The organism is Pseudomonas sp. AL10, assembly GCF_029960685.1.
GTDB classification, from domain to species: domain Bacteria; phylum Pseudomonadota; class Gammaproteobacteria; order Pseudomonadales; family Pseudomonadaceae; genus Aquipseudomonas; species Aquipseudomonas lactis.
Genome location: NZ_JASBQZ010000007.1, coordinates 131,220 through 151,528 on the forward strand (window position 1 = coordinate 131,220; position 20,309 = coordinate 151,528).

Genomic DNA, 20,309 nt, shown 5'->3' on the forward strand with positions numbered 1-20,309 from the left:
CGCTTTGCGGGGCGCCAAGCTGCGTAACGTGATCCCACGGCGCACCAAGACGCCGGCACCCACAATAACGACCTGCCGAGGGCTCCACCCATGAACCGACTGATCAGCCGCTGCGTACTTGCACTCAGCGCCAGCGCTATTTTGAGCACCCCTGTCATGGCAGCGGATGCCCCTGCTTGCCAGAACGTGCGCATGGGCGTGGTCAACTGGACCGACGTCATCGCCACCAGCGCCATGGCCCAGGTGCTGCTCGATGGCCTCGGCTACAAGACCAAACAAACCAGCGCCTCTCAGCAAATCATCTTTGCCGGCATTCGCGACCAGCGCCTGGACCTGTTTCTCGGTTATTGGAACCCGCTGATGACCCAGACCATCACGCCGTTCGTCGACGCCAAGCAAGTCAAAGTCCTCGACAAAGCCAGCCTGGAAGACGCCCGCGCCACCCTCGCAGTGCCGACTTATCTGGCGGACAAGGGCCTGAAAACCTTTGCCGATATCGCCAGGTTCGAGAAAGAGCTGGGCGGCAAGATTTATGGCATCGAGCCGGGCTCGGGCGCCAATACGCAGATCAAGGCGATGATCGCCAAGAACCAGTTCGGCCTGGGCAAGTTCCAGTTGGTGGAGTCCAGCGAAGCCGGCATGTTGGCGGCCGTGGACCGTGCTGTGCGCCGCAAGGAAGCCGTGGTGTTCTTTGGTTGGGCGCCGCACCCGATGAACGTCAATGTGGCGATGACTTACCTCACCGGCAGCGAAGACGCCCTGGGCCCGAACGAAGGCATGGCCACCGTATGGACCGTGACCGCGCCGGCCTACGCCGACCAGTGCCCCAATGTGCATAAGTTGCTGACAAACCTGACGTTCACTGCCGCCGACGAGAGCCGGATGATGCAGCCGCTGCTGGATCACAAGGACGCCATCGAGTCCGCCAAACAGTGGCTCAAAGACCACCCACAAGACCAGGCGCGCTGGCTGGAGGGTGTGACCACCTTCGACGGCAAGCCGGCTGCCGCCAACCTGCCATTGACCACCAAATAACCCATCCAGATCACCGCTTCGCAGCCCATGACGGTTGCGAACGGCGCCCTGCGCCTTGAAATCACACGCCTGTAAGGAACCGCCTCATGAACCACGACGTCATCATCACCTGCGCACTCACCGGTGCTGGCGACACGACCGCCAGAAGCCCACACGTGCCGGTCACCCCCAAACAAATCGCCGCCGCTGCGGTGGAAGCCGCCAAGGCCGGTGCCACCGTGGTGCATTGTCATGTACGCGACCCGCAGACCGGCAAGTTCAGCCGCGATGTGGCCCTGTACCGTGAAGTGATGGAGCGCATCCGCGAGGCCGACATCGACATCATCGTCAACCTCACCGCCGGCATGGGGGGGGACCTGGAGATCGGTGGCGGCGAGAATCCCATGGAGTTCGGGCCCAATACCGACCTGGTGGGCCCGCTGACCCGCCTGGCCCACGTTGAAGAACTGCTGCCGGAAATCTGCACCCTGGACTGCGGCACGCTGAACTTCGGCGATGGCGACACCATTTACGTGTCCACCCCGGCGCAGCTGCGTGCCGGCGCCAAACGTATCCAGGAACTGGGCGTAAAGGCCGAGCTGGAAATTTTCGACACCGGCCACCTGTGGTTCGCCAAGCAGATGATCAAGGAAGGGCTGCTGGATAACCCGCTGTTCCAACTGTGCCTGGGCATTCCCTGGGGCGCGCCGGCCGATACCACCACCATGAAAGCCATGGTCGACAACCTGCCCGCCGACGCGGTGTGGGCTGGCTTCGGGATTGGTCGCATGCAAATGCCAATGGCCGCGCAAGCGGTGCTGTTGGGGGGCAACGTACGGGTGGGCCTGGAAGACAACCTGTGGCTGGACAAGGGCGTGCTCGCCACCAATGGCCAGTTGGTGGAGCGCGCCAGTGAAATCCTCAGCCGGTTAGGCGCACGGGTCCTGACCCCAGCCGAAGGCCGCATCAAGATGGGCCTGACCCAACGCGGCTAACACAAACACCACACACCCCTGTGGGAGCGGGCTTGCTCGCGAATGCGGTGGGTCAGTACCGAATGCACCCACTGGCACACCGCATTCGCGAGCAAGCCCGCTCCCACAAGGGATTACCGAACTTTTCAGGAATGTCGCCATGCGCTTTATCACCGAAATCAAAACCTTCGCCGCGTTGGGCAGCGGTGTCATCGGCAGCGGTTGGGTGTCCCGTGCCCTTGCCCATGGCCTGGATGTGGTGGCCTGGGACCCGGCGCCCGGTGCCGAGGCGGCCCTGCGCAAACGCGTCGCCAACGCCTGGGCCGCCCTTGAGCAACAGGGCCTGGCACCCGGTGCCTCCCAGGACCGCTTGCGCTTTGTCACTACGATCGAAGACTGCGTCAAAGACGCCGATTTCATCCAGGAAAGCGCCCCGGAACGCCTGGAGCTCAAGCTGCAACTGCACAGCCAGATCAGCGCCGCGGCCAAGCCCAATGCCTTGATTGGTTCGAGCACCTCCGGGCTGTTGCCCAGCGAATTCTATGAAAGCTCCACCCACCCGGAACGCTGCGTGGTCGGCCACCCCTTCAACCCGGTCTACCTGTTGCCACTGGTAGAAGTGGTGGGCGGCAAAAACACCGCGCCAGAGGCAATCCAGGCGGCGATCTCGGTGTATGAATCCCTCGGCATGCGCCCGCTGCATGTGCGCAAGGAAGTGCCGGGGTTTATTGCCGACCGCCTGCTGGAAGCGCTGTGGAGAGAGGCGCTGCACCTGGTCAATGACGGCGTGGCGACCACCGGCGAAATCGACGATGCCATTCGCTTTGGTGCCGGGCTGCGCTGGTCGTTCATGGGTACTTTCCTCACTTACACCCTGGCGGGCGGCGATGCGGGCATGCGCCACTTCATGGCGCAGTTCGGCCCGGCGTTGCAGTTGCCGTGGACTTACCTGCCGGCGCCTGAATTGACTGAAAAACTGATTGATGATGTGGTCGATGGCACCGCGGAGCAGTTAGGTAACCACAGCATCTCGGCGCTGGAGCGCTATCGTGATGACTGTCTGCTGGCGGTGCTGGAAGCCGTAAAAACAACCAAGGCCAAGCACGGCATGAACTTCGCCGAATAACCCCGTGGAAGCTGGCTTGCCTGCGATGGCGGTGTTGGCCTCACCATTGCTATCGCAGGCAAGCCAGCTCCCACATTTGACCGCATACTGAATTGGATTCATGCCATGCCCGCACTGACCACCTACACCACGAACATCCTGCCCGACTGGGTCGACTACAACGGCCATCTGCGTGACGCGTTCTATCTGCTGATCTTCAGCTACGCCACCGATGCGCTGATGGACACCCTGGGGCTGGACAGCGAAAACCGCGAAGCCAGTGGCCACTCGCTGTTCACCCTGGAGCTGCACCTGAACTACCTGCATGAGGTGAAGCTCGGGGCCGAGGTTGAGGTGCATACCCAACTGATCGCCCATGACGCCAAGCGCCTGCACCTCTATCACAGCCTGCACCTTGTGGGCGAAGGGCGCGAGTTGGCCGGTAACGAACAGATGCTGCTGCATGTCGATCTGGCCGGGCCGCAGTCGGCGCCGTTTGCCGGCGCGACCCTGGAAAAACTCATTGCCCTGAGCCAGGAACACGCCGATCTACCCCGGCCAGCCCTGCTCGGCCGGGTGATCGGGCTGCCCGCGCAAAAAAAAGCCCCGATCCAGCCGTGACGGGATCGGGGCAGAGTGCTTTGTGTGAGCCGTGCATGTCGAGGGTGACCAAACCTTCAAGCTGCGTGCCTGGGTTCAGTGTGCCCGTTACGGGTCAGGTCAAGTACCCCGAAAACGACCTGTTCATAGCCATACGAGCCATCGGTGGATTCTGCCCTTGCCGCCAGTCCTGGGGCCTACCAGAATCCAAGTCAATTCCAGCTCCCTACACCAGGATGACCGTCATGATGCACGCGGATTTGATTGACCAGGATGACCTGCTGGGCCAACTGCGCTCGCTGGGTTTTGAAGTGTCCAGCGGCGCTACCGCCGAGCAGGCTTGCGAATGTGCGGTGCGCGGGTTGAGTGAAGCGCGGGCCAAGGCGCTCAAGGGCATGGTTGAAAAGATGTACAGCGGCAGCGCGACGATTTTGCCGGCGGTGAGGCAGGCGATCGACCAGCAATTGTTGCCGGCGCTGATGCAGTTCAAACAAAGCTCTGGCGCCTGAAATACCGCTATCGCAGGCAAGCCAGCTCCCACAGGGGAACGCATTCCAAGGTGGGAGCTGGCTTGCCTGCGATGCAGACGGCTCGGTTTTAGAGCCTTACACTGGCAAAGGTCGACTCATTGCGCGCCTGGCTCAACGCCGACATCGGCCCCGACAATGGGGACAACACCAGTGCCGGCGGAATCGGCATCATCGCCACTTGCTGGGTGGTGTTGGAACCTACGCGCTCATCCCGTGGCGGAATGCCAAAGTACTCGCGATAGCACTTGGAAAAGTGCGGCGTAGACACAAACCCGCACACCGAGGCAACTTCGATGATCGACATCGGCGTCTGCTTGAGCAGTTGCCGTGCACGAATCAGGCGCAGCTTGAGGTAGTAGCGCGACGGCGAGCAGTGCAGGTATTTCTGGAACAGCCGCTCCAACTGCCGGCGCGACACGGCGACATACACCGCCAGTTCGTCCAGGTCGATCGGCTCTTCGAGGTTGGCTTCCATCAGCGCGACGATTTCCTGCAGTTTCGGCTGGTTGGTGCCGAGCATGTGCTTGAGCGGCACACGCTGGTGATCCTGTTCGTTGCGGATGCGTTCGTACACGAACATCTCGGAGATGGCGGCCGACAATTCACGGCCGTGGTCACGGCTGATCAGGTGCAACATCATGTCCAGGGGCGCGGTGCCGCCGGAGCTGGTGAAGCGGTTGCGGTCGAGGGTGAACAGGCGCGTGCTCATGGCCACCCGCGGGAAGGCTTCCTGCATCGACGCCAGGCATTCCCAGTGCACGCTGCAATCAAAGCCGTCGAGCAAGCCGGCGCAGGCCAGGGCCCAGCTGCCGGTGCACACCGCGCCAAGGCGGCGAGACTGGCGCGCCTGGCTTTGCAGCCACGACACATGTTCACGGGTGACGGTGCGCTGGATGCCCACGCCGCCGCACACGATGACCGTGTCCAGGACGGGGGCTTTGTGCATGGAGGCGTCGGGGGTGATTTGCAGGCCATCGCTGGCCCACACCTGGTTGCCGTCGACACTCAGGGTTGTCCAGCGATACAGCTCGCGGCCGGACAGCTGGTTGGCCATGCGCAGTGGCTCCACGGCTGACGCCAGGGAAATCAGCGTGAAATTGTCCAGCAGCAAAAAGCCGATGGATTGAGGCGCACGGTTCTGGGGTTGGGCCCCGGAGTTGGTCGACGTCATCGCAGTATCTCCTCACATCACACAAAGCAGGTGGTGGCCTCAGGCGAGGCTCTTGTTATTGCGCTCGTCCTGGAAAGGAGAGGCTTTGTAATTGATAGAGCAAATGCCATGCCTAAAATTGAATGGCTATTCAAGAACTCCTGAAAACGACCTGTTGACGCGTCTATACAAGCCCGCGCGTGAAGTGCGGGATATGACGCCTAACGGGCGGGGTTCAAGGGGTGTGAGCAGATCGGTAGCACTTGTGGGAAGGCGCTTTGCGGGCGTAGGAGAAGTCTGTCACCCAAAGCACATCAGGCGTGTGATCGTGTAGGAATCGTTCGGAAGCTACTTATCTATTTGCGACGCGCTAAAAGGTGGCGATTTTGGCTGAGGGTGTTCACTTTGTGAGCAATGGTGCTCCTCTGTTCAGCTCGTTCCCACGCTCTGCGTGGGCATGCATCCTGTGACGCTCTGCGTCACCCCTGGGACGCGGAGCGTCCGGGGCGGCATTCCCACGCGGAGCGTGGGAACGATCATGTCACTGACTCAACATTCAACCGCACTCACCGCCAACCCACCCCGCGATGTCTCTTTGTACTTGTCATGCATATCGGCCCCCGTATCACGCATGGTGCGGATCACCCGGTCCAACGAGATGAAGTGCTGGCCATCGCCACGCAACGCCATTTGCGCCGCGTTGATCGCCTTCACCGCCGCGATCGCATTGCGCTCGATACACGGCACTTGCACCAAGCCGCCCACTGGGTCGCAGGTCAGGCCAAGGTTATGTTCCAAACCGATTTCAGCGGCGTTGCACAGTTGCTCCGGCGTGGCGCCGAGGATCTCCGCCAACCCGGCCGCGGCCATCGCGCACGCAGAACCGACCTCGCCCTGGCAACCGACTTCGGCACCGGAGATCGAGGCGTTCTTTTTACACAGGATGCCCACTGCCGCCGCGCCGAGCAGGTAGTCGACCACGTTGGCTTCGGTGACTTCTTCACTGAACTTCATAAAGTAGTGCAACACCGCCGGGATGATCCCCGCCGCGCCATTGGTAGGCGCCGTGACCATGCGCCCACCGGCGGCGTTTTCTTCGTTGACCGCCAGGGCGAACAGGTTGACCCATTCCATGGCGCTCAAGGTCGAGCCGATCACATTCGGCTTGTTCAGCTCCTGCAAGCTGCGGTGCAACTTGGCGGCGCGACGGCGCACGTTCAAGCCGCCAGGCAGAATACCCTCGTGCTTGAGGCCCTGCTCCACGCATTCTTGCATGGCGCGCCAGAGCTTCATCAGGCCGCTGCGGATTTCTTCTTCGCTGCGCCAGGTTTTTTCATTCGCCAGCATCAGTTCGGCAACGCGCAGGTTGTGGGTCTTGCACAGTTGCAAGAGCTCCACGGCACTGGAAAAGTCATAGGGCAGCTCGGTGCGGTCCATATCCGCCACACCGCTTTGGGCCTGGGCTTCATCCACCACGAAACCGCCGCCCACCGAGTAATAGGTGTCGCGGTGCAACTCGCCGTTTTCGGCAAATACCACCAGGGTCATGGCATTGGGATGAAACGGCAGGTTCTCGTCGAGCAGACGCATGTCCCGCGCCCACACAAACGGCACCGGCAACCGCCCGTCCAGCAGCAGCGTGTCGGTTTCGCGCAAGGTGTGAATACGGGCGCCGATTTGCGTGGGGTCGATTGCGTCCGGCCATTCGCCCATCAGGCCCATGATGGTGGCGGTGTCGCTGCCGTGACCGATGCCGGTGGCCGACAGCGAGCCGTACAGTTGCACTTCGACACGCTGCACCTGTTCCAGCCACCCACGTTCACGCAATCCTTGAACGAACAACGCGGCGGCGCGCATGGGCCCCACGGTGTGCGAACTCGAAGGCCCGATGCCGATCTTGAACAGGTCGAAAACGCTGATAGCCATTAACGTGAAACTCCTCGATAAGCACGGGCCGGGCTTGAACGAGGTGCTACGCTCAGATCGCCCAGATGGCGGCATCATCAAGCTTTTATTCGTCATCACGGCGTCTCACACCGACGCACTCATGCTCACCAGCGGCGCTCGCGTGCGAACGCCAGTTTTGGCCGTTTTTTGCGGTGCAGAAGGGTAAAAACAGCAGTTTTACCTTCGGAAAAACCTGTAAGCGACGTCATCGGTACTGGATGCGACCCTCCCTGTACTGGATACGACGCCCCCTGTAGGCGTCAGATTTTCACTGGTACATGATCAGTCTCGACTCGTTTGCAAGGCACCGCGCCAGAGCTGTTGTCGCACGCTCCAACCGCAACACTTATAAAGCGCGGCGAATGCCGCCAGAAAAGACACAGGAGTCTACCCACATGAAAGGTTCACCCTCGTTGTTGTTGGCCGCCATGCTGAGTCTGCCAGTCGTGGCATACGCCGCAGAACCGGAACAGTGCAAGACCGTCAACTTCTCCGATGTCGGCTGGACCGACATCACCGTCACCACCGCGACCACCAGCGAGATTCTCAAGGGCCTGGGCTACAAGCCGCGCACCACGATGATTTCGGTACCGGTGACTTACAAGTCCCTGGCCGACGGCAAGAACATGGATATCTTCCTCGGCAACTGGATGCCGACCATGGAAAACGACATCAAGCAGTACCGTGATGCCGGCACCGTGGAAACCGTGCGCGCCAACCTGGAGAACGCCAAGTACACCCTGGCAGTCCCACAGGCGCTGTACGACAAGGGCCTGAAAGACTTCGCCGACATCGCCAAATTCAAGGATGAGCTGGGCGGCAAGATCTACGGCATCGAGCCGGGCAACGATGGCAACCGCACCATCCAGACACTGATCGACAAAGATGCCTTCGGCCTGAAAACCGCCGGCTTCAAGGTGGTCGAATCCAGCGAAGCCGGCATGCTCTCTCAGGTTGAACGCGCTTCCAAGCGCAACCAGGCCATCGTGTTCCTCGGCTGGGAACCGCACCCGATGAACACCCGCTTCAAGATGAAGTACCTGACCGGTGGTGACGACTCGTTCGGCCCCAACTACGGCCAGGCCACCATCTATACCAACACCCGCAAAGGCTACACCCAGGAATGCAGCAACGTCGGCCAGTTGCTGAAGAACCTGGTGTTCACCCTCGACATGGAAAGCACCCTGATGGGTAACGTCCTGGACGACAAGATGAAGGCCGACGCTGCCGCCAAGGCCTGGCTGCAAAAGAACCCGCAAGTGCTCGACACCTGGCTCGCCGGTGTCACCACCGTTGATGGCAAACCAGGGCTCGATGCCGTTAAAGCTTACCTCGCCAAATAGCACCCGCTGACCCCAGGCCGGTGCGCTGGCCTGGGATGTTTTCCCCTTCGCATGTGGACATTCACTACCATGCTGACTGAACAGAAAATCCCACTAGGCCAGTACATCGCTGCCTTCGTCGACTGGTTGACCCAACACGGTGCCAACTACTTCGACGCAATCGCATCGACACTGGAAACGATGATCCACGGCGTGACGTTTGCGCTGACCTGGTTCAATCCACTGGCATTGATCGGTCTGATTGCGCTGCTGGCTCACTTTATTCAACGTAAATGGGGACTGACTGTTTTTGTCATCGCCTCCTTCCTGCTGATCCTCAACCTGGGGTACTGGCAGGAAACCATGGAAACCCTCGCGCAGGTGCTGTTCGCCACCCTGGTCTGCGTGGTCATCGGTGTGCCGCTGGGCATTGTTGCCGCGCATAAACCGATGTTCTACACCATGATGCGGCCGGTACTCGATCTGATGCAGACCGTGCCGACCTTCGTCTACCTCATCCCTACCCTGACCCTCTTCGGGCTGGGTGTGGTGCCTGGGCTGATTTCCACGGTGGTGTTCGCGATTGCCGCGCCGATCCGCCTGACCTACCTGGGTATCCGCGATGTTCCGCAAGAGCTGATGGACGCCGGCAAGGCCTTTGGCTGCTCGCGCCGCCAGTTGCTCTCACGCATTGAACTGCCCCACGCCATGCCGAGCATCGCTGCCGGCATTACCCAATGCATCATGCTGTCGTTGTCGATGGTGGTAATCGCGGCCCTGGTAGGCGCCGACGGCCTCGGTAAGCCGGTGGTCAACGCACTCAACACCGCCGATATTGCCTTGGGCTTTGAAGCGGGCCTGGCCATTGTGTTGCTCGCCATCATGCTCGACCGTATCTGCAAACAACCCGACGCTAAAGTAGGGGGTGATGCATGAGCATTATCCGATTCGACAAAGTCGACGTGATCTTTTCCAAAGACCCACGCGAAGCGCTCAAGCTGCTCGACCAAGGCATGAGCCGTAACGAAATTCTGAAGAAGACCGGGCAGATTGTCGGCGTTGAAAAGGCCAGCCTGGACATCGAGAAAGGCGAGATCTGTGTGCTGATGGGCCTCTCGGGCTCAGGCAAGTCCAGCTTGCTGCGCTGCATCAACGGCCTCAATACCGTCAGCCGTGGCCAGCTGTTTGTGGAGCATGAAGGGCGTCAGATCGACATCGCCTCCTGCACCCCCGCCGAACTGAAAATGATGCGCACCAAACGCATCGCCATGGTGTTCCAGAAGTTCGCCCTGATGCCTTGGCTGACGGTGCGCGAGAACATCAGCTTCGGCCTGGAAATGCAGGGCCGCCCAGAGAAAGAACGACGCACACTGGTGGACGAGAAACTCGAACTGGTGGGCCTGAGCCAATGGCGCAACAAGAAGCCCGACGAGTTGTCCGGTGGCATGCAGCAGCGCGTCGGCCTGGCCCGCGCCCTGGCGATGGACGCCGATATCCTGCTGATGGACGAACCCTTCTCGGCCCTCGACCCGCTGATCCGCCAAGGCTTGCAAGATGAGCTACTGGAACTGCAACGCAAATTGAGCAAGACCATCGTGTTCGTCAGCCACGACCTGGATGAAGCACTCAAGCTCGGCAGCCGTATCGCGATCATGAAAGACGGCAAGATCATCCAGTACAGCGTGCCGGAAGAGATCGTGCTGAACCCGGCGGACGACTATGTGCGCACCTTCGTCGCCCATACCAACCCGTTGAACGTGCTGTGCGGGCGCAGCCTGATGCGCACCCTGGATAACTGCACGCGTGTGAATGGTTCGGTGTGCCTTGATCCGGGTGGCGACTCCTGGCTGGACCTGGCGGAAGGCAACACCATCCGGGGCGCACGCCAGAATGGTGTGACGATGAACCTGCAGAACTGGGCGCCAGGGCAAGCCGTGGAAGGCTTGGGCCGCGTACCGACCCTGGTGGACTCGAACATCGGCATGCGCGATGCGTTGCAGATTCGCTACCAGACAGGCAACAAGCTTGTGCTGCACGACAACAACAAAGTGGTGGGGATTTTGGGAGACAGTGAGCTCTACCACGCCCTGCTGGGCAAGAACCTGGGTTGACTGCTAAAGGAATGCGGTCAATGTGGGAGCTGGCTAGCCTGCGATAGCAAGGGTGAATCCAACATAGCTATCGCAGGCAAGCCAGCTCCCACATTCGACCGCATTCAATGCTTGCAACAGCGGCGCCAGTGAAGGCGCCGCCAGCTCAACTATCAGCTATAGACCCGGCCAAGGAGCTGCCGATGGCTTTCAAACTGATCGAGCACATCCCGGGTGATCTGCTCCTGGGTGAAGCCCATCAGGTCATACTCCTGAGGCCCGTTGTGCAGGTACACCTCGGCACGGTAGTAACGGGTGCGCTCTTCTTCAGGCAGGTCAGCCGGCGCCGCCGAGTAGCCATCCAGGCTCACTTCGTAGACAAACGGGTTGCCTTCGTCCATCTCGATCCGCACGCCGATGCAGCGTTTGGATTTGCCCAGCAAGGTCTGCACTTCCAGGCCCTGATCACGCAACGCAATCGCAGCTTCTTCCAACGCCGGCGTTACGTGTTTGTCCATAAAGCGCTGCACGGTGGCCTGGCTCGGTTGCAGGTCCAGGGCGCTCAAACGCTCGCTGAAACCACGACGCCCGCGTTCAGCCAATTGCGCCTGCTCCTGTTCGATGGCCACGTCTTGGCGCATGGCCTTGTGCAAACCGAACATAAAGAACACCAGCACCACCGAGAACGGCAGCCCCGCCAGCACCACCATGGTTTGCATGGCTTCGAAGTTACCGGCAAACAGCAGGCCGATGGTCACCAGGGTGATCACCGCCGACCAGAAGATACGCAACCAGTGCGGCGCGTCTTCATCCACGTTGCCGCCTTTGCAAGAAAGGTTGGCCATCATCACCGCGCCGGAATCCGCTGGTGTCAGGAACAACACGAAGCCCACGAAGATCGACACGCCGATCACTACTTTCGACGCGGGGTAATGCTCAAGCAGTTGGTAGATGGCCATGGACGGTTGCTCCAGCGCCGTCTTGCCCAACTCCACGGCCCCATGGTTCAACACCAAATCCAGGGCCGAGTTGCCGAAGATCGACAGCCACGCCAGGGTAAAGCCCAACGGGATCAGCAATACGCCAGCCACCAGTTCACGCACGGTACGCCCACGGGAAATACGCGCGATGAACATGCCTACAAATGGCGCCCAGGAAATCCACCAGGCCCAGTAGAACAGGGTCCACAGGCCCATCCAGCGTTCGGTCTTGGCACCGTCGCCTTCGTACACATACAGGTCGAAGGTTTTGAGCACGATACCGTTGAGGTAATCACCGGTGTTCTGCACCAGGCCATTGAGCAGGTGCAAGGTAGGGCCGAACAACAGCACAAAGATCAACAAACCGCTGAACAGCACGATGTTGAGGTTGGAGAGGCGGCGAATGCCGTTTTCCACACCCGACACGGCAGCGATGGTCGCCACGGTGCTCATCACGATGATCACGATCAGCAAATTGGTATTGCTGTGCTCCATGCCGAACAGGTTTTCCAGCCCCGACGACACCTGCATCGAGCCGATCCCCAGGTTGGTCACCAGACCCAGCAGGGTCACGAACATGCCGAAACCGTCTACCGCATGGCCGGCGGCGCCCTTCACCCAACGCTCGCCCACCAGCGGGTACAGCGCCGAACGCAAGGCCAGCGGCTGGTTGTGGCGGTAGGCAAAGTACGCCACGGCCAGGCCCACCAGCGCATAGATCGCCCACCCGTGCAGCCCCCAGTGCAAGAAGGTCAGTTGCAGCGCCTGGCGTGCCGCGCCATTGCTGGCGGCAGCGCCTTCGGGCGGGTTGAAGTAGTGGTCCAACGGCTCGGACGCACCGAAATACAACAGCGAGATGCCGATACCCGACGAGAACAACATGCCGGCCCAGGCGCCGTAGCTGAAGTCTGGGGTATCGTCCTTCGCACCCAGCTTAAGTTTCCCATAGGACGAAAACGCCAGGCCGACCACAAACACCAGGTAGGCAGCGATGACCACCATGTAGTACCAGCCAAAGCTTTTCGACAGCCAGGCCTGTGCTACGCCGAGCAGGCGCCCGGCCTCCTGCGGGGCGACGATCAGAATGGCGGTCAACAATAAAATCAGCGCGGTGGAGGTGTAGAACACCCAACCGTTGACCCGAACCTTTTCCGGTGGGGTCTTTATAAGAGAGGCAGAACTCATGGCGCAGATGCTCCAGGCAGTGCGAGAGAGAAACACAAGGCAACGGTTATCCCGGGACATCGATTTTTCGGCAGTCGACGGACGGGTGTTATAAAGACACCCCAAAATTCTTGAGCCCGCCAAGGCGGTGATCAGGCTCTGAAGTGGCCTGTTTCAAGGGTTTTTGCAGGTGTCGAAGGTTGCAGCTCGCAGGTAGGAAACATCTGTAGGCAGCGACCATTTGTCGCAGATCTTATTCTTTGTTGATTGAACGTTCAATCAAAACAAAATAGACTGGCCCTCAAGCCGACGGACGTGGATCGCCCATCGGCAGGCCTAAGGAGAGGTGCTACATGCCCAAGGTCGGTATGCAACCCATACGCCGCCAGCAGTTGATCGAAGCCACGTTGACGGCCATTGATCGGGTCGGGATGGGAGATGCCAGCATTGCGCTGATCGCCCGTCTGGCCGGCGTCTCGAACGGCATCATCAGCCACTACTTTCAGGACAAGAACGGCCTGATCGCAGCGACGATGCGCTACTTGATGAATGCGCTGATCGAGAACGTGCAAGAACGCAGGCGTGCCTTGAAGGATGACAGCCCACGGGCGCACCTTCAGGTGATCATCGAAGGCAACTTCGACGCCAGCCAGGTCAGCGGCCCGGCAATGAAAACCTGGCTGGCCTTCTGGGCCACCAGCATGCACCACCCGTCATTGCACAGGTTGCAGCGGATCAACGATCAACGTCTGTATTCCAACCTGTGCTGCCAGTTCCGCCGAGTGCTGCCGCTGCCGCACGCACGCAAAGCAGCCCGAGGCCTGGCGGCCCTGATCGACGGTTTGTGGTTGCGCGGCGCCCTGTCGGGAGACGCTTTCGACACGGCGCAGGCGCAACGGATCGCTTACGAATACATGGATTTCCAATTGGCCAAGCAGGTGAGTTAGAGCACACATAACCGCTCAACCCCTGAACGTCCGCCGCTCAGTGTTGCCACAACCCCATGGCCCACTGTTCGGCGGGTAACGCCAACCACTTATGCACTTGCGAGGACTTTATGGCCCGTTTCGACCTGCAAAAACTCTACATTGACGGCGGCTACAGCGACGCTGGCAGCGATGCCACCTTCGAAGCCATCAACCCGGCTAACGGTGAAGTTCTCGCCCAAGTGCAACGCGCCACCTTCGATGACGTTGAACGTGCCGTGGTCAGCGCTGAAAAAGGCCAGAAAATCTGGGCCGCCATGACCGCCATGGAGCGTTCGCGCATCCTGCGTCGTGCCGTGGACATCCTGCGCGAGCGCAACGATGAGCTGGCCGCCCTGGAAACCCTGGACACCGGTAAAGCTTTCTCCGAAACCAAGTACGTCGACATCGTCACCGGTGCTGACGTACTGGAATACTACGCCGGCCTGGTGCCTGCCATCGAAGGCGAGCAGATCCCACTGCGCGACACTTCGTTTGTCTACACCCGCCGCGAGCCATTGGGCGTGGTTGCCGGTATCGGCGCGTGGAACTACCCGATCCAGATCGCCCTGTGGAAATCCGCACCGGCCCTGGCTGCCGGTAACGCGATGATCTTCAAGCCAAGCGAAGTCACCTCGCTGACCACCCTGAAACTGGCCGAGATCTACACCGAGGCTGGCGTTCCAGCGGGCGTGTTCAACGTACTGACCGGCAGCGGCCGTGAAGTCGGCACCTGGCTGACCGAGCATCCGCGCATCGAAAAAGTCTCCTTCACCGGCGGCACCGACACTGGCAAGAAAGTCATGGCCAGCGCGTCGAGCTCCTCGCTCAAAGACGTGACCATGGAGCTGGGCGGCAAGTCCCCGCTGATCATTTTCGACGACGCCGACCTCGACCGCGCCGCCGACACCGCCATGATGGCCAACTTCTACAGCTCCGGTCAGGTCTGCACCAACGGCACCCGCGTGTTCGTGCCCAAGCACCTGCAAGCCGCGTTCGAAGCCAAGATCGTTGAGCGTGTGGCGCGCATCCGCATCGGCAACCCGGAAGACGAAAACACCAACTTCGGCCCGCTGGTCAGCTTCGCCCACATGGAAAGCGTGCTGGGTTACATCGCCAAAGGCAAAGAGCAAGGCGCACGCCTGCTGTGCGGCGGCGATCGCCTGACCGACGGCGACTTCGCCAAAGGCGCCTTCGTGGCTCCGACTGTGTTCACCGACTGCACTGATGACATGGTGATCGTGCGTGAAGAAATCTTTGGCCCGGTGATGAGCATCCTCACCTATGAAACCGAAGAAGAAGTGATCCGTCGCGCCAACGACACCGACTTCGGCCTGGCCGCTGGCCTGGTCACCAAGGACCTGAACCGCGCCCACCGCGTGATTCACCAGTTGGAAGCCGGTATCTGCTGGATCAACGCTTGGGGCGAGTCCGACGCGAAAATGCCGGTCGGTGGCTACAAGCAGTCGGGTGTGGGCCGTGAGAACGGCATCAGCTCGCTGAACAACTTCACCCGCATCAAATCGGTACAGGTTGAATTGGGCGATTACGCCTCGGTGTTCTAACACCAGCGAGTCTTGTATTGCCCGTGAGGCCATCGCGGCGGTGCGACGACTCGACAAGCCCGGCTCCCACATTTGCGCTGTGTGAACCCGATCAAATGTGGGAGCTGGCTTGCCTGCGATCGAGTGCGAAGCACTCGCCAGACCTGACCACACTTCAAAGAGGGTACATTCATGTCCCAAGAATACGATTACATCATTGTGGGTGCCGGCTCCGCCGGTAACACCCTGGCGACCCGTCTGACCGAAGACGAAGGCGTCACCGTTTTGCTGCTGGAAGCCGGTGGCCCGGACTACCGCCTCGACTTCCGTACCCAAATGCCAGCCGCCCTGGCTTTCCCGCTGCAAGGCCGCCGCTACAACTGGGCCTACGAAACCGATCCAGAGCCACACATGGACGGCCGCCGGATGGAGTGCGGACGCGGCAAGGGCCTGGGTGGCTCTTCCCTGATCAACGGCATGTGCTACATCCGCGGCAACGCCATGGACTATGACAATTGGTCGAAGCTGCCAGGCCTGGAAGACTGGACCTACCTGGACTGCCTGCCGTATTTCCGCAAAGCCGAAACCCGCGACATCGGCCCCAACGATTGGCACGGTGGCGACGGCCCGGTCAGCGTGACCACGCCGAAAGCGGGCAACAACCCGCTGTTCCACGCCATGGTTGAAGCAGGCGTACAGGCCGGTTACCCACGTACCGAAGACTTGAACGGCTACCAGCAAGAAGGCTTCGGCCCGATGGACCGTACCGTCACGCCGAACGGCCGTCGCGCCAGCACCGCTCGCGGTTACCTGGACACGGCTAAAAAACGTTCGACCCTGACCATCGTCACCCATGCCCTCACCGACAAAGTACTGTTCGAAGGCAAGCGTGCCGTGGGCGTGCGTTACCTGATCGGCGCCGCCGAAGAGCGCGTTGAAGCCCGTGCGCGTAAAGAAGTGCTGGTGTGCAGCGGCGCAATCGCTTCGCCGCAACTGCTGCAACGCTCCGGCGTCGGCCCGGCCAAATTGCTGGAAAGCCTCGACATCCCGGTGGTCCACGACCTGCCGGGCGTGGGTGAAAACCTGCAGGACCACCTTGAGCTGTACCTGCAATACGCGTGCACCCAGCCAGTGTCGCTGTATCCCTCGCTGCTCTGGTACAACCAGCCGGCAATTGGTGCCGAATGGCTGTTCAACGGCACCGGCATCGGCGCCAGCAACCAGTTCGAAGCGGGCGGGTTTATCCGTACCCGCGAAGAATTCGAGTGGCCGAACATCCAGTACCACTTCCTGCCGGTGGCGATTAACTACAACGGTAGCAACGGTGTGAAAGAGCACGGTTTCCAGGCGCACATGGGCTCCATGCGTTCGCCAAGCCGTGGCCGTATCCAGCTGAAGTCGAAGAACCCACGGGACTACCCGAGCATCCTCTTCAACTACATGGCCACCGAGCAGGACTGGCAGGAGTTCCGCGATGGCATCCGCCTGACCCGCGAAATCATGCAGCAGCCGGCACTGGACCCGTACCGTGGCCGCGAAATCAGCCCGGGCATCGACGTGCAAACCGATGACCAGTTGGACAAGTTCATCCGCGAGCACGCCGAGACCGCGTTCCACCCGTCCTGCTCGTGCAAGATGGGCACCGACGAGATGGCCGTAGTCGATGGCGAAGGCCGCGTGCATGGCATGCAGGGCTTGCGTGTGGTCGATGCCTCGATCATGCCGATCATCACTACCGGCAACCTGAACGCGCCAACGATCATGATCGCCGAGAAAATCGCCGACAAGATCCGTGGCCGCCAGCCGCTGCCGCGCAGCACCGCTGACTACTACGTAGCAGGCGATGCGCCGGTGCGTGGCAAGCCTATGCGTGAAGTAGGGCCATTGGCGCAGTAACCGAAACACCCCAGTGATTGATCGTTCCCACGCTCCGCGTGGGAACGCATCCTGTGATGCTCTGCGTCACGCCCTTCAAGAGCGGACGCAGAGCGTCCAGGGTGGCATTCCCACGCAGAGCGTGGGACGATCACACAACAAAACCTCCCTTGATCAGCTCCCCGCCCAGGCCTACTCTGTTGGCCTGCCCGCGCCGAGCCGCCCACAAGGAAGGCCCCATGTTCGAACACCACGCCACGCTCAAGAAACACTTCAGCGCCCTGCGCACCACCGCCGAATTTTTCTCCCTGCGCTACGTACGCGAATCCGGCCAGTACCTGTCGGTACGCAAGAACGTCGCCGAGCCGCCTCACCTGGGCCATGACGAAGGCGCGATGCTCACCGTGCGTCTCAACGGGGTAGAAGCCTACGCCGCGACCAACGATATTTCCCTTGCCGGCCTGCAAGCCGCCCTTGAGCGTGCTGAACAGCAAGCCCGGTTGATCAAGCCCCACGCCCTGCTCGACCTGCACCAGCAGCCGGTGTCCAGCGACGTCGCCGACTACCTGTCGCCCGACCTCGACCAGCCCTTCCCATCCCTGAGCGACTGCTACCAATTGCTCGGCGATGAGTCCGCCGCCGTGCCCAAGGATGAGCGCCTGGTGAGCTGGGAAGTCAGCCTGGGAACCACGCGGGTCGAACAGATCTACCTCAACAGCGCCGGCGCGCAATTGCGTCAGGCCCAGCGCTTTGTCTTTCCGGGCCTGAGTGTGACCGCCTTCGACGGCAACGACAGCCAGACCCGTACCCTGGGCGGCACCAACTTCGGCCAGCAAGGCAGTGCCGGCGTGATCCAGCGCTTTGGCCTGGTGGGCGCCGCCCGCAAAGTGGCCGACGAAGCCCTGCAATTGCTGCTCGCACCGAATACGCCCCACGGCCCGCGTGACCTGCTGCTGATGCCCGACCAGATGATCCTGCAGATCCACGAGTCCATCGGCCATCCGCTGGAGCTGGATCGCATCCTCGGTGACGAGCGCAATTACGCCGGCACCAGTTTTGTGAAAGCCAGCGACTTCGGCCACCTGCAATATGGCTCACCGTTGCTTAATGTCACCTTCGACCCTGACATCCCCGAACAGCTTGCCAGCTACGGCCATGACGACGACGGCACGCCTGCCAGCAAGCAATTTCTGATTCGCGAGGGCCTGCTGCTCAAGCCGTTGGGCGGGGCCTTGTCGCAATTTCGCGCCAACCTGCCAGGCGTTGCCAACAGCCGCGCCTGCGGCTGGAACCGTGCGCCCATCGACCGCATGGCCAACCTGAATATCGAGCCTGGCGATAAAAGCCTCGCGCAACTGGTGGGCGGCATCGAGAACGGCATCCTGATGTCGACCAACCGTTCGTGGTCCATCGACGATGCGCGCAACAAGTTCCAGTTCGGCTGCGAGTGGGGCCAGTTGATCGAAAACGGCGAACTCAAGGGCGTGGTGAAGAACCCCAACTACCGGGCGATTTCCGCGCAGTTCTGGCGCAAGCTCAGCGCGGTGGGCGACGCCAGCACCTTCAAGGTGTTGGGCACGCCAAACTGCGGCAAAGGCGAACCCAACCAGGTGATCCGCGTCGGCCATGCGTCGCCGGCCTGTGTATTCAGCAATGTCGATGTATTTGGGGGAGATGCCTGATGAACCACTTCAAGGCACTGGTGGACTGGCTCAAGCAGGCGGTCACCGATCAAGAACAATTTCACCTCGGCTACGCGGATGAAGCGTCCGAGTTCGTGCGCTTCAACCACGCGCAGGTGCGCCAGGCCGGCCAGGTACAGCAGGCCAGCCTGAACCTCAAATTGATCAACGCTGGGCGCCACGCCGACCTGGGTATCACCCTGTCGGGCGAAGCGGAGCTGGATCGCCAGCGCCTGGCGAATGGCCTGCAACAACTGCGCGAAACCTTGCCGCTATTGCCGCCTGACCCGTACCTGCTGTTGAACCCCGACGCCTGGCACAACCATAACGAACAGCTGCGCCCCCTGCCGGAACTGCCCCAGGTGCTGGACGATATCAGCCAGGCCGCCGACGGCGTGGACCTGGTTGGCTTCTACGCCGCCGGCCCGATCAGCCGTGGTTTCGCCAGCTCAACGGGGGCGTTCGGCTGGCACCGGGCTAACAGCTTCAATTTCGACTTCAGCCTGTTCCACGCCAATGGCGAAGCGGTAAAAGCCAGCTACGCCGGGCACACCTGGAACAGCGCCGAATTCGCCGCGCGCTTCCAACAGGCCCGGGAGCAACTGGCGTTTCTCGGTCGCCCGCTGCACACCCTGGCGCCCGGCCAATACCGCGCTTACCTTGCGCCGGCAGCGCTGGAAGAAATCATCAGCATCATCACCTGGGGTGGTTTTTCGGCCCAGGCCATCGCCAGCAAAGGCAGTTCGTTGCAACGCCTGTACGCGGGTGATCAGTTACTGAGCCCGCTGGTGACGGTGGATGAGCAGATCAGCGGCTCCCTGAGCCAGGCGTTTTCCACTGAAGGCTACCCGCGTGAGGATGTCACTCTGATCAACGCAGGCAAGGCCGAGGGCCAGTTGGTCAACTCGCGCAGCGCCGCCGAATACGGCTTGAGCACCAACGGCGCCAGCAGCGACGAGTCGCCCAGCGCCCTGCAAATGGCGGCCGGCAGCCTGGCCCAGGCCGATATTCTCAAGCAGTTGGGCACCGGGCTGTATATCAGCAACCTCTGGTACCTGAACTATTCCGACCTGCCGGCAGCGCGCCTGACCGGCATGACGCGCTTCGCGACCTTCTGGGTGGAAAACGGCGAGATCCAGGCGCCGGTCAGCACCATGCGCTTTGACGACAGTGTCTATCAGTTGCTCGGTTCGCAATTGGAAGCGCTGACTGCTGATCGGGAGCTGCTGTTGTCGGCCAGTACCTATGACCAGCGCAACACCGCTTCCAACCTGTTGCCAGGCGCTTTGGTAAAACGCCTGACGCTGACCTTATAAACCGTAGGAGCGAGCTTGCTCGCGAAGAACTTACAGACACCGCCGGTTGGC

16 protein-coding genes are annotated in these 20,309 nt (G+C 61.0%); 13 read left to right on the top strand and 3 right to left on the bottom strand.

All coding sequences use genetic code 11. The features are described from left to right. Positions 1–90: 90 nt before the first annotated feature. From choX to QK296_RS10445, 5 genes are all read left to right on the top strand, one after another. Complete coding sequence (gene choX, locus QK296_RS10425; RefSeq protein WP_282390892.1) at positions 91–1,035, top strand: choline ABC transporter substrate-binding protein; 945 nt, start codon at positions 91–93, stop codon at positions 1,033–1,035. Positions 1,036–1,121: 86 nt separating this feature from the next. Further along, positions 1,122–2,009 (top strand): 3-keto-5-aminohexanoate cleavage protein, encoded by an 888-nt coding sequence (locus QK296_RS10430; RefSeq protein ID WP_044271833.1) that lies wholly within the window; start codon positions 1,122–1,124, stop codon positions 2,007–2,009. Between the two features lie 139 nt (positions 2,010–2,148). Beyond that, a complete protein-coding gene (locus QK296_RS10435; protein WP_282390893.1) occupies positions 2,149–3,114 on the top strand; it encodes an L-carnitine dehydrogenase in 966 nt (321 codons plus the stop codon). Positions 3,115–3,219: 105 nt separating this feature from the next. Continuing rightward, positions 3,220–3,714: a thioesterase family protein gene (locus tag QK296_RS10440; RefSeq protein WP_003194902.1), complete on the top strand. Its 495-nt coding sequence runs from the start codon at positions 3,220–3,222 to the stop codon at positions 3,712–3,714. A gap of 224 nt (positions 3,715–3,938) precedes the next feature. Continuing rightward, complete coding sequence (locus QK296_RS10445; protein ID WP_003194904.1) at positions 3,939–4,202, top strand: hypothetical protein; 264 nt, start codon at positions 3,939–3,941, stop codon at positions 4,200–4,202. Between the two features lie 88 nt (positions 4,203–4,290). Here QK296_RS10445 and QK296_RS10450 read toward each other — a convergent pair whose 3' ends face one another. Then, positions 4,291–5,394, bottom strand: a complete 1,104-nt coding sequence (locus tag QK296_RS10450; protein ID WP_003194907.1) for a GlxA family transcriptional regulator — start codon at positions 5,392–5,394, stop codon at positions 4,291–4,293. A 528-nt stretch (positions 5,395–5,922) separates the two neighbouring features. Continuing rightward, positions 5,923–7,299, bottom strand: a complete 1,377-nt coding sequence (locus QK296_RS10455) for an L-serine ammonia-lyase (protein WP_003194909.1) — start codon at positions 7,297–7,299, stop codon at positions 5,923–5,925. Between the two features lie 416 nt (positions 7,300–7,715). Here QK296_RS10455 and QK296_RS10460 point away from each other — a divergent pair, with 416 nt between their 5' ends. The 3 genes from QK296_RS10460 to choV all read left to right on the top strand — a co-directional run bounded on the left by QK296_RS10460 (position 7,716) and on the right by choV (position 10,753). Continuing rightward, a complete protein-coding gene (locus tag QK296_RS10460) occupies positions 7,716–8,663 on the top strand; it encodes a choline ABC transporter substrate-binding protein (protein WP_003194911.1) in 948 nt (315 codons plus the stop codon). Positions 8,664–8,732: 69 nt separating this feature from the next. Continuing rightward, a complete protein-coding gene (gene choW, locus QK296_RS10465) occupies positions 8,733–9,578 on the top strand; it encodes a choline ABC transporter permease subunit (protein ID WP_003194913.1) in 846 nt (281 codons plus the stop codon). Further along, entirely contained in the window at positions 9,575–10,753 is a 1,179-nt protein-coding gene (gene choV, locus QK296_RS10470; protein ID WP_282390894.1) for a choline ABC transporter ATP-binding protein, read from the top strand. Before choW ends, choV begins: the two co-directional genes overlap by 4 nt. Positions 10,754–10,905: 152 nt before the next feature. On the opposite strand, the gene QK296_RS10475 is transcribed toward choV, so the two are convergent. Then, entirely contained in the window at positions 10,906–12,840 is a 1,935-nt protein-coding gene (locus QK296_RS10475; RefSeq protein WP_240520817.1) for a BCCT family transporter, read from the bottom strand. Positions 12,841–13,229: 389 nt separating this feature from the next. On the opposite strand from QK296_RS10475, the gene betI reads away from it, so the two are divergent. The 5 genes from betI (at position 13,230) to QK296_RS10500 (ending at position 20,258) form a co-directional block, all read left to right on the top strand. After that, a complete protein-coding gene (gene betI, locus QK296_RS10480) occupies positions 13,230–13,823 on the top strand; it encodes a transcriptional regulator BetI (RefSeq protein WP_034133950.1) in 594 nt (197 codons plus the stop codon). Between the two features lie 110 nt (positions 13,824–13,933). After that, positions 13,934–15,406, top strand: coding sequence for a betaine-aldehyde dehydrogenase (betB, locus tag QK296_RS10485; protein WP_003194920.1), 1,473 nt, complete (start codon positions 13,934–13,936; stop codon positions 15,404–15,406). Between the two features lie 171 nt (positions 15,407–15,577). Then, the gene (gene betA, locus QK296_RS10490; RefSeq protein WP_282390895.1) at positions 15,578–17,281 is read left to right on the top strand and encodes a choline dehydrogenase; all 1,704 of its coding nucleotides are present in this window, start codon (positions 15,578–15,580) and stop codon (positions 17,279–17,281) included. 218 nt (positions 17,282–17,499) lie between these two features. Next, positions 17,500–18,942, top strand: coding sequence for a TldD/PmbA family protein (locus QK296_RS10495; RefSeq protein ID WP_003194924.1), 1,443 nt, complete (start codon positions 17,500–17,502; stop codon positions 18,940–18,942). Further along, entirely contained in the window at positions 18,942–20,258 is a 1,317-nt protein-coding gene (locus tag QK296_RS10500) for a TldD/PmbA family protein (protein ID WP_169855694.1), read from the top strand. The genes QK296_RS10495 and QK296_RS10500 overlap by 1 nt, the downstream gene beginning before the upstream one ends. The last annotated feature ends 51 nt before the right edge of the window (positions 20,259–20,309 follow it).

Excerpts from the sequence above, each read along its gene's own strand:
- choX (WP_282390892.1), top strand. The coding sequence starts at position 91 with ATGAACCGACTGATCAGCCGCTGCGTACTTGCACTCAGCGCCAGCGCT.
- QK296_RS10430 (WP_044271833.1), top strand. The coding sequence starts at position 1,122 with ATGAACCACGACGTCATCATCACCTGCGCACTCACCGGTGCTGGCGAC.
- QK296_RS10435 (WP_282390893.1), top strand. The coding sequence starts at position 2,149 with ATGCGCTTTATCACCGAAATCAAAACCTTCGCCGCGTTGGGCAGCGGT.
- QK296_RS10440 (WP_003194902.1), top strand. The coding sequence starts at position 3,220 with ATGCCCGCACTGACCACCTACACCACGAACATCCTGCCCGACTGGGTC.
- QK296_RS10445 (WP_003194904.1), top strand. The coding sequence starts at position 3,939 with ATGATGCACGCGGATTTGATTGACCAGGATGACCTGCTGGGCCAACTG.
- QK296_RS10450 (WP_003194907.1), bottom strand. The coding sequence starts at position 5,394 with ATGACGTCGACCAACTCCGGGGCCCAACCCCAGAACCGTGCGCCTCAA.
- QK296_RS10455 (WP_003194909.1), bottom strand. The coding sequence starts at position 7,299 with ATGGCTATCAGCGTTTTCGACCTGTTCAAGATCGGCATCGGGCCTTCG.
- QK296_RS10460 (WP_003194911.1), top strand. The coding sequence starts at position 7,716 with ATGAAAGGTTCACCCTCGTTGTTGTTGGCCGCCATGCTGAGTCTGCCA.
- choW (WP_003194913.1), top strand. The coding sequence starts at position 8,733 with ATGCTGACTGAACAGAAAATCCCACTAGGCCAGTACATCGCTGCCTTC.
- choV (WP_282390894.1), top strand. The coding sequence starts at position 9,575 with ATGAGCATTATCCGATTCGACAAAGTCGACGTGATCTTTTCCAAAGAC.
- betI (WP_034133950.1), top strand. The coding sequence starts at position 13,230 with ATGCCCAAGGTCGGTATGCAACCCATACGCCGCCAGCAGTTGATCGAA.
- betB (WP_003194920.1), top strand. The coding sequence starts at position 13,934 with ATGGCCCGTTTCGACCTGCAAAAACTCTACATTGACGGCGGCTACAGC.
- betA (WP_282390895.1), top strand. The coding sequence starts at position 15,578 with ATGTCCCAAGAATACGATTACATCATTGTGGGTGCCGGCTCCGCCGGT.
- QK296_RS10495 (WP_003194924.1), top strand. The coding sequence starts at position 17,500 with ATGTTCGAACACCACGCCACGCTCAAGAAACACTTCAGCGCCCTGCGC.
- QK296_RS10500 (WP_169855694.1), top strand. The coding sequence starts at position 18,942 with ATGAACCACTTCAAGGCACTGGTGGACTGGCTCAAGCAGGCGGTCACC.